The organism is Gardnerella vaginalis, from assembly GCF_001546485.1.
Classification (GTDB): Bacteria; Actinomycetota; Actinomycetes; order Actinomycetales; family Bifidobacteriaceae; genus Bifidobacterium; species Bifidobacterium vaginale_D.
The window spans coordinates 1-6,357 of the sequence record NZ_KQ956872.1 but is presented as its reverse complement, the minus strand read 5'-3'; the positions used below and the strand labels follow the sequence as shown (position 1 = coordinate 6,357).

The window sequence follows — 6,357 nt, the reverse complement described above, 5'->3', positions numbered from 1 at the left end:
CCAAATCACGCTTTGAAGGAGCTTGAAATCCTATTGATTTCAAGCTCGGTCGAAGCGCTGCGCGAGCGTTAAGCACACCGTGCTTCACAATTGAGCCAAATCACGCTTTGAAGGAGCTTGAAATCCCATTGATTTCAAGCTCCTTCAAAGCGCGCGCGAAAGCAGGTCGGAGCGTGAGCTTGCTCAGACGGAAAGTCCAGTGGACTTTCCGTGCAAGCTCAGCAGCGAGCGCTTATAGTGCGAGCGTCCTTCGTTCAGTGCGAAAAATCTCAAATCTCTACCTCACGAATATCCACACGACTGAATGACGATGTATTAATCTTTCGCAATTGTTTTACCGGCAGTAGCGCCAGAAGTCAAATCCTGAATCTCAGTGATTTCCATAACTGGAACTGCAGCTGGTTTCTTTGTGCCTTTTTCTTCGGCAACGCGAACTTGCTCCTCGTAAATCGCATCATCAGTGTGAAGAGTTACGGTCCCGCGGAAGCGATAACCCTTCTTTTCTGCCAAATTAGCAACTGCTACAACCAACTGGCTGCCGTCTTGCAAGTTCTTAAAATGCTGGCCTGCAGTGCGCTCGTGGTAGGCAAGGTGGTTGTCGTCAAGCACGAACATAGACATTTTTGGTCCCAAATCAAGCTCGCCATCTTTGCTTACTGTTGCAATCCAAGCCAAATTATTCGCAATAAATTCCTTCATATCGGCTGTAAGTGTTGCCATAATAATTCCTTTCGTTTTAAACAGTATTGCCTCACGCTTATAGTGTGCAATTACATTACGTATTTATAGCTACATTACGCTGATTATGAGGAGGATTCGAGTGTGTGATGTAAAAAGTTATGTACTTGTGATATAAATCACCGATTTCGCGATATGTGAAATAAATAAAGTAAAAGAGTCGGGTGTTCGAGTTTTTCGAGTTATACGTCGGAAATTTTCCGGGGAAACGCCAAAAAGTTGTACTTTTCACGTTTTTAAGGCTATTCTGTGTACTTTATAAGTTAAAATGCTTTGCAAAAGAGAAATTTTAAAGAATCAACTTTTATAGTTGAAGGGGAAGCATTATGAAGGTGAAGGATGTAACGGCTCAATCGTTAACCAATCAATCTGGCATGCCTCAAGGTAAGGGTGTTCGTACAGCTCAATTCATGCTGCTTATTTGTGCTGCTATTTGGGGTGGTAGCTATGTTTCTTCAAAATATGCGCTTGAGGTTTTTCCTGTTCAATGGCTGATGGGTGTGCGTATGGTTGGTGCGTGCGCTATTATGGCCGTTATTTTCTTCAATACGCTTCGTAAAACCTTTACTGCTACATTAATTATTCCTTCGTTACTTACTGGCGTTACCTACTATGCTACGTTAGTGTTGCAAACTGAAGGTTTGCGATCAATTGATCCGGGACGCAGCGCTTTTCTTACAGCAGCTTATTGTGTGATTGCGCCATTTTCAGCTTGGCTTATTGTGAAGAAAAAGCCAACATTATTAGGTTTGATAGCTGCAGTAACTTGTGTGGCAGGAGTCGGTTTTGTGGCATTAAAACCAGGAATGCTTGTGCTGACGCTATCGTATGGAGATGTACTTACGCTCATTTGTGCAGCAGTATTTGCGTTTAATTTGACGTTCCTTGCATACTATTCACGTAAATATAATCCTGTGACATTAACTTTCGGGCAATTTGCTGTCTCTGCAGTGCTCTTTATGGCAGGTGCTCTTATAAGTGAGCCACTGCCAAACTTTCATGGTGCTGACCATGTAACAATTATTGCTAATATGTTGTATCTTACTGTAGTAGTAACAGTAGTTGCACAGATTATGCAAAACTATAGTTTGGTGAATCTTTCTACTGCGAACGCTTCCGTCATTATGTGCACTGAAAGCTTATTCACACTGCTATTTTCTACGTTGTTCTATCATGAGCATGTGTCAAATATGGCATTCGTGGGATTTGCGTTAATATTTGCAGCTATTATTATTGCAAGTTTTGGTGAACATTACGATGAGAAAAAAGTGAAGCAAGTGTCTTTGCGTAAAAAAGTAACGTTGCAATCAACTTCATTGAATTCAGCTTCACTATAGTTTGTTGTGTTGTGTTGAGCATGTTATTGCAATGAGCATGTTATTGCAATGAGCATGTGATTATCTTGTGACGTTGTTGTAAGAGTTTATGAGGCAATACTGTGCAACTCCTGTATTGAGTGCTACCATCATTGTTGGTAACAAATCGGTAATAGTGTTGGGCAGATTGCCTTATATTTGTTAATGCTATTGGTAGATGTAGGGTACATACGTGAAGAATTTCTTCAAAGGCATATCGTTTACGCAAGTATTAGCTGGCTCGCTTGCAGCAGTGACGTCGTTTTTGCTTGCTTCTAAAATTGGTATTGCTGGTTCAGTTATAGGTGTAGCTGTCGGTTCGATTGTGTCGGCAGTAGCTTCCCAATTGTATCAAAATGTGATTCATGCGTCGTCTCGCAAGCTAGCGGAAGCAAATGCAAATAATGTCGCTGAACGCACTGCGAGCAGTGATACTGTGGATTTGCGTAATAATGCTGATGCCGTAAATAATGCTGCAAATAATATCGCAAATAATATCGCAAATAATGCTGATAATGCGCAAACTGGTTCTCAAAGTACGGGAGATGGTATTCATATGCCATATTCATCTAATGTTTCACCATGGCAAGATGATCCTTCGGAAGATGGAAATAATCTATTTATTCCTGGAGAACAATATGATTCATCTGCGCAATCCACTCAGGCTATGCAGCCAACTCAGCCTGAGCAGTTAACGCAATCAACGCAGCCTTTTGACGCAATTGCTGGACGCACAGTAAGTTCACAAGTTCGTAATCCAGAATTAGAAAATACGCGTATTTTAGAGCTTTCAGCATTGCGTAAGCAGCGTGAAGAAGACATGGCATTGTCGGAAGGTTCTCTTGCTGAACCAATACCGTTATCGCAAGCTATTCGTTCAAATTATAATGCTGTGCCGCCTGAGCCTGCTCGTCATACTGGTAGCCGACGTGCGACGATTATTATTGCTGTTTTGAGTGCATTGTTGGCTGTTGTTGTTACCGCTTGCATAGTGCTGCTTTTTACGCAAGGTAAAGGCACCGATAATATGAATCAGCAGGAGCAAGCTCCACAGCAGCAACAGCAGCCTCAACCGCAGCAACGCAACAACCAGAATATGCGAGTGGAGCATAAGAAACCTGTTGAAAATGACACTACAACGCAAGAACCAACTGATGAAGATAATGGCAAGAATTTGCATAGTCATGAGAATGTTGACAGTACTGTGAATGGTCATACAGATAACGAATCTGGCGCGGATACGAATAATAATAGCAATAGTTCAAATTCAGGCGATGGTTTTGGCGGCAATAGTTCGGGAAGCGATACTTCAACTGCAGGCGCGGGAGCTAATGCCGGTGCTGGATCTGGTAGTAGCAGTGGTAGTGGATCATCAACTAGTACTACTGCGCCAGGGAGTGGTCAAGTTTCAGGCGGAGCTAATAGTAATTCGTAGTTACATGGCTGATTTGCTGGGGGTAACGTATTGAAGGTATTGCTGAGTGGCGCTTACTGAGTTTCGGTGTGGTCTGCTGTGTTTTGTGTGTGTCATATGTGGATTGGTATCCGCTTGAAAGTGCGGTATTGTGCATGTGTTGCATGCGTATGATTCGACACGCCGCATTTGGAAAGACTACGAATTTGTTGTATTCTATCAAAGGTTCGTTTGAACGGCATAAATAAAAACGGGGCTATGGCGCAGCTGGTAGCGCATCTCCATGGCATGGAGGGGGTCGGGGGTTCGAATCCCCCTAGCTCCACAAATTTTAAACGTCACTTCTTATGAAGTGGCGTTTTTTTTGTTATTATTTCCAATTTTTATGCGCCACGCCGTATTTTTTACTGTTTGTCTGCAAGTCGTACTAAAAATGAACACCATCGACCAGAGGTCGCGCTCAACAAGAGTAGCAGGCATGAGCTAGGGAAAGCGATGAATGTTTGCCAAAGGGGAGAGCGCCGAAGTTTACTGCTGATTCCCAAAGGTAGTATGCTGGGACTTGGTTTAATATGCCAAGTACTGTCGCAGCGAGTCGGCATTCGCTGCGGAGCGCTATCGACACGCACGCTGTTGCTTGTTTTTGCCTCTGATTGTGTTAAGAAGGAGGAAAAATGAGTGATTCATTATCATCTACTGCCACACAAACTTCTGAGCAGAATCACGATGTTCACCGCGCTTTAAAAACGCGACATATTTCTATGATTGCCTTAGGTGGCAGCATTGGTACCGGTCTGTTTGTTGCCAGCGGTGCAACAATTCACATGGCTGGTCCTGGCGGCGCTTTGTTTGCGTACGGCGCAATCGGCATCATGGTTTATTTCCTTATGACATCTCTTGGTGAGATGGCTACGTTCATGCCTATTAGTGGCTCGTTTGCATCGTATTCCGGACGTTTTATTGATCCTGCGCTTGGTTTTGCAATGGGCTGGAACTACTGGTTTAACTGGGCTATTACGGTGGCTGTAGACGTTAGTACTGCAGCAATCGTGTTGCAATACTGGTTCCCGAAAGTGCCAATATGGATTTTCTCATTGGCAGTTCTTATGCTTATTTTGCTGATTAACGTTCTTACAGTTAAGTGCTTTGGTGAAACAGAATATTGGCTTTCTATTGTGAAGGTCGTTGCAGTAATAGTATTCCTTGTTATTGGTTCCTTGACGATTGTTGGCATTATTGGCGGCAAGGCACCATTCTTGCAAAACTTCACTCATAAGGATGCTCCATTCGCTGGTGGTATTCCTGCTGTGTTGTGTGCGTTTGCTATTGCTGGCTTCTCGTTCCAAGGTACTGAGCTTATTGGTATTACTGCTGGAGAGTCAGCAACGCCAGAAAAGAGTATTCCGAAGGCTGTTAAGCAAGTGTTCTGGCGTATTCTTCTTTTCTACATCCTCGCTATTTTCGTTATTGCGTGCATTATTCCTTACACTGACAAGAATTTGCTTGGATCTGACGTAACGGATATTGCTATTAGCCCATTCACTCTTGTGTTCCAACGTGCAGGTCTTGCGGCTGCTGCAGCTGTTATGAATGCTGTGATTTTGACTTCTGTTATTTCTGCAGCAAATTCCGGTATGTATGCGTCAACGCGAATGCTTTATGCTCTTGCAAAGGATGGTAATGCTCCGAAAGTTTTCGGTAAGGTAAGCTTCCGTGGTATTCCAGTTCCAGCTTTGCTTGCAACATTTGTGGTAGCTTTGTTCACATTCTTTATGAGTATCTTTGGTTCGCAAATATACATGTTCCTGGTCGCAGCAAGTGGTTTAACAGGCTTTATCGCTTGGGCTGGTATTGCAGCGGCTCACTACCGTTTCCGTAAGGCGTATGTGGCGCAAGGGCATTCTTTGGATGATTTAGTATACCGCGCAAAGTGGTATCCGTTCGGTCCGATTGTAGCATTCTTGCTGTGCGTTCTAGTTATTGTTGGTCAGGATTTGCACTCATTTGCAACTCTTAACTGGCAGGCTATTGGCATTACGTACATGTCTGTGCCGTTGTTCTTGATTTTGTATGTTGGTTACAAGATTAAGAATCATACTAAGGTTATTCCGCTTGAAGAAGTTGATTTAAGTGGAATACGCAACAATCGTACAACAGTTGAGTAGAAGTTACGTTTACTGGTTGTAGGTATAAAAAATAAACGTATGTTGAATAAAGCGTGCAGGATATCGTATGAGATATTTTGCACGCTTTCTAATATTATAAAACTGCGCAATTGGGCTATAATACCGCAATGGCATTTGCGCAAGATGTTTCAGCATGGCTTTAGTTATGAGAATCCAATGTTCTGAAGCTGATTATCCATGCCTGACTATGCATGCATAATTGTGGTGTCTGATATATGCGAAAACATGTTTTACAAAAATCGTACGTAATGCTGAATACTCGACTTTTAGCTTAGTTGTGCCTAATTTTCCTGGTATTTTAATTCTTCAGTATTTCAACTTGCTAGTTTCAATTCATCTGTATTTCAACGAAAACACGTTTTTTAGACGCAGTTTTTGGGCTTAACTCCTTTTGTTCACTACGTCAGTTTCTGTCGCTTGGCGCCACCGTACCAATAGGGGGTTATAGGCCAAAAGTGTGTAAGAAATCATGTCTTAGGCCTTGCAATACAAGCGTTTTGCGGTAATCGAATCTGTTTGCTGCATATTCACCACTACCTGGACAAAAACTGTGTAAAAAATCAGCTCATAACCTTTACGGCAGTAGGGCTTGTGGCATATCGAATGTGGGCTATTTCGTATGCTAAGCGGCGTTCCAAGTATGTATTAGCTGAATATAACAATA

The 6,357-nt window shown here is 42.7% G+C and carries 4 protein-coding genes, 1 tRNA gene and 1 riboswitch; of the genes, 4 read left to right on the top strand and 1 reads right to left on the bottom strand.

The genetic code is table 11. The annotated features are described in order from the left end of the window. Positions 1-315: 315 nt before the first annotated feature. A complete protein-coding gene (locus HMPREF3208_RS05485) occupies positions 316-720 on the bottom strand; it encodes a pyridoxamine 5'-phosphate oxidase family protein (protein ID WP_064347609.1) in 405 nt (134 codons plus the stop codon). Positions 721-1,112: 392 nt separating this feature from the next. Here HMPREF3208_RS05485 and HMPREF3208_RS05480 point away from each other — a divergent pair, with 392 nt between their 5' ends. From HMPREF3208_RS05480 to HMPREF3208_RS05465, 4 genes are all read left to right on the top strand, one after another. Further along, positions 1,113-2,075, top strand: a complete 963-nt coding sequence (locus HMPREF3208_RS05480; RefSeq protein WP_196488966.1) for a DMT family transporter — start codon at positions 1,113-1,115, stop codon at positions 2,073-2,075. 211 nt (positions 2,076-2,286) lie between these two features. Continuing rightward, positions 2,287-3,528 carry a hypothetical protein gene (locus HMPREF3208_RS05475; RefSeq protein WP_064347604.1) on the top strand — a complete coding sequence of 414 codons (1,242 nt, stop codon included), beginning with the start codon at positions 2,287-2,289 and terminating at the stop codon, positions 3,526-3,528. 231 nt (positions 3,529-3,759) lie between these two features. Continuing rightward, positions 3,760-3,832 (top strand) — tRNA-Ala (locus HMPREF3208_RS05470). Positions 3,833-3,946: 114 nt separating this feature from the next. Next, positions 3,947-4,133: riboswitch (Lysine riboswitch) on the top strand. Between the two features lie 48 nt (positions 4,134-4,181). Beyond that, complete coding sequence (locus HMPREF3208_RS05465; RefSeq protein WP_032814541.1) at positions 4,182-5,672, top strand: amino acid permease; 1,491 nt, start codon at positions 4,182-4,184, stop codon at positions 5,670-5,672. The last annotated feature ends 685 nt before the right edge of the window (positions 5,673-6,357 follow it).